The organism is Mesorhizobium sp. M7A.F.Ca.AU.001.01.1.1, from assembly GCF_004022735.1.
Lineage (GTDB): Bacteria > Pseudomonadota > Alphaproteobacteria > Rhizobiales > Rhizobiaceae > Mesorhizobium > Mesorhizobium ciceri.
Genome location: NZ_RZPF01000761.1, coordinates 1 through 2,950 on the forward strand (window position 1 = coordinate 1; position 2,950 = coordinate 2,950).

At 62.4% G+C, this 2,950-nt stretch carries 5 protein-coding genes; 1 reads left to right on the forward strand and 4 read right to left on the reverse strand.

The window, feature by feature from the left end; all coding sequences use genetic code 11:
• Positions 1-846 (forward strand): esterase-like activity of phytase family protein (locus EN884_RS31310; RefSeq protein ID WP_128360947.1); only part of this gene is annotated, 846 nt, incomplete at its 5' end.
• Between the two features lie 11 nt (positions 847-857).
• On the opposite strand, the gene EN884_RS31315 is transcribed toward EN884_RS31310, so the two are convergent.
• The 4 genes from EN884_RS31315 to EN884_RS39120 form a co-directional block, all read right to left on the reverse strand.
• The gene (locus EN884_RS31315) at positions 858-1,529 is read right to left on the reverse strand and encodes a hypothetical protein (protein WP_063169106.1); all 672 of its coding nucleotides are present in this window, start codon (positions 1,527-1,529) and stop codon (positions 858-860) included.
• 59 nt (positions 1,530-1,588) lie between these two features.
• Entirely contained in the window at positions 1,589-2,269 is a 681-nt protein-coding gene (locus EN884_RS31320) for a queuosine precursor transporter (protein ID WP_024503743.1), read from the reverse strand.
• A 184-nt stretch (positions 2,270-2,453) separates the two neighbouring features.
• On the reverse strand, positions 2,454-2,750 hold the full coding sequence (gene rpmB, locus EN884_RS31325; RefSeq protein ID WP_013529373.1) for a 50S ribosomal protein L28: 297 nt from the start codon (positions 2,748-2,750) through the stop codon (positions 2,454-2,456).
• A 4-nt stretch (positions 2,751-2,754) separates the two neighbouring features.
• The coding region (locus EN884_RS39120; RefSeq protein WP_206521327.1) for a hypothetical protein at positions 2,755-2,950 on the reverse strand (196 nt) is incomplete at its 5' end.

The window sequence follows — 2,950 nt, forward strand, 5'->3', positions numbered from 1 at the left end:
ACCGTGCCGAAGAACCAGAAGCCGGTGTCGGCAACGCCGATGAAGTCACCGCCGGCCTTCCGCTTCCTGAAGGCCGGCGGTGACTTCATCGGCGTTGCCGACACCGGCTTCTGGTTCTTCGGCACGGTGGTCCGCGACGCGGAAAAGCGGCCCTCCGGCATCCAGAATTTCCGCATGCAGCAGATGGTCGACGAGACCGGTCGGCCGATCGACAGGAAATGGGAGGTCGATGCGGAAGGCCTCGCGGTCAAGGACGGCATTGCCACCGTCGGCTTCGAGCGCAGCCACCGCGTCGCCCAGTTCAAGATCGACGCCAACGACATGAAGGCGCCGTTCAAGCCGCTGGATTTCGTCGTTCCGGCCCAGGAGCTGCGCCAGAATCGCGGCTTCGAGACCGTCACCCACGCCAATGCCAACGGTCAGCATGAGGGCGGCCTGGTCGTGGTCTCCGAAAAGAGCCTCGACAAGGCCGGCAACATCTATGCCGCCATCATCGAGGGGCCGCACAAGGGCGTCTTTACTGTCAAGCGCAACGGCGATTTCGACATCACCGACGGCGCCTTCCTGCCGGATGGCGATCTGCTGCTTCTGGAGCGCAGTTTCTCGATGGCGAGGGGCGTCAAGATGCGGCTGCGGCGCATCTATGGCGAAAGCGTCGAGAAGGGCGCGGTCGCCGACGGGCCGGTGCTGCTGGAGGCCGACATGGGCTACCAGATCGACAATATGGAAGGGCTCGACGTCTGGACCCGCGACGACGGCGCGCTGATGGTGTCGCTGATCTCCGACGACAACCACTCGATCCTGCAGCGCAACCTCTATCTGGAATTCATCCTGCACCAGGATTGAGCCCGCCGGCTTTACGTCTTGGTGGCGATCCAGATGATATGGCGCGCGCCGCGCTTGCCGTTGGCGCGCGTACTGACCTCTTCGACCCCGAAGCCTGCCTGCTTCAGCCGCCGCGTGAAGCCGATGTCGGGGCCTTGCGACCACACCGCCAGCACGCCGCCCGACTTGAGGGCGCTGCGTGCGGCTGCGAGGCCCTGCAGGCTGTAGAGCGCGTCGTTGGATTTGTGGACGATGCCTTCCGGGCCGTTGTCGACATCGAGCAGGATGGCGTCCCAGGCCGCGGGCTGCCAGCGTATCAGCTGCCCGACATCGGTCTCCTGAATGGTGACGCGCGGATCGTCGAGACAGCCGCCAAAGATTTCGGCCATCGGACCGCGCGCCCAGGCGACAACGGCCGGCACCAGTTCAGCGATGACGATTCCGGCATCATTGGCCAATTCTGTAAGCGCGGCGCGCAAGGTAAAACCCATGCCAAGCCCACCGATCAGGATTGTTGGATGGCTATGGCCGGCAATCCGCCCGCAGGACAGTTTTGCCAGCGCTTCCTCGGAACCGCTGAGGCGGCTGTTCATGAGCTCGTTGGTGCCCAGCATGATCGAGAATTCGGTGCCGCGCCGCTTGAGGCGAAGTTCTTGTCCGCCGTCTGGGGTCTTCGCTGAATCGAGCTGGATCCACGGGATCATGATCTTTGTCCGACCAGGATCTTTTCCGAAAACGGGGTCCCACTTTTCGGGATCATGGTTTAAGCCGCAACCGCGGGCTGGCTCCAGCGGGCAGCGAGCAACCGGTAGGGTATGAGTGCGACGACGGCGATGATCAGTTTCACCGAGAGATCACCAAGCGCCCAGGAGATCCAGCGCATCGCCTCGACATGGAAGACGCCCATCAAGGGTGCGTTTTCCAACGCAAAGCCGTCGTTTGGTCCGGCGAAGGCAAAGGCAGCCGAGAAAGCGACGGTGAAGAACACGGCGGTGTCGAACACCGACCCGACCAGCGTGCCGATGATCGGCGCCCGCCACCAGCTCTGCCGGCGCAGCCGGTTGAACACGGTGACATCGAGCAGTTGCGCGGAAAGGAACGCCGCTCCGGACGCGGCCGCGATACGCACCAGCCGGTCGGCGGCGGTCTCGAATTCGATCAGGCCGTGACGGAACAGGAAGGGCGGGACAAGGATCGAGCAGATCACCGCCGTCATGAAGCCGACAAGGACGATCCGGCGCGCCACAGTGGGTCCGTAGCGGCGGTTGGCGAGGTCGGTGACCAGGAACGAGAAGGGATAGGTGAAGGCCCCCCAAGTCAGAAGGTCGGCCAGCGAGAGGCCCCCGATCTGGCCCTGCATCGGGAATTGCACGAGAATGTTCGATGCCACGACGACAAGCGCCATGGCGGCCACGAAGGGCAAATACCGCGAGAAGGAAGTCATTTTTTTATCCTGGGTAATGGAACCAGCCAAGCATCATGCCCATGCGGGCGATGCTCGCCTTCGTATGTGGGCACCGGATTGCCAAAACCTTGCGGCTTCGATCCGATGCCCCAAGGCCAACAAGATGTTGGCCAGAGGCCAACAAGATGTTGGCCAGGGCGGTCGTCCCCCGCCTTTGAACTGTTTAAGCGGCAGCCTGCTCGGCGGTCTTCTTGGCGATCTGCTTCTTCAGCAGACGGGCGCGCTGCGACAATTCCTTGACGTCGGCCTTGGCCAGGAAGGCGTCGAGACCGCCGCGATGTTCGACCGAACGCAGTGCGTTGGCCGAAATGCGCAGGCGCACATTCTGGTTCAGCGCTTCCGAAATCAGCGTCACATTGACGAGGTTCGGCAGGAAGCGACGCTTGGTCTTGTTGTTGGCGTGGCTCACATTGTTGCCGGACATGACTGCCTTGGCAGTGAGTTCGCAGGTGCGGGACATTGTTCTAACCTTCAGTTCTCGGGGTCTGCCAAACACTCAAGCCCACGCCGGGTGGCGCGCGGTTCTGGTCAGGCGGCCTTATGGAAAAAGTTGGCGTTCCATAGTTGCATTTCGCCGAGGCGTCAAGCTCCTGCATTGCCCACTGCGCGCCCGGCATTTTCATATTAAGGCCGGAATTCATCCTATAAGCGGTCTCATAG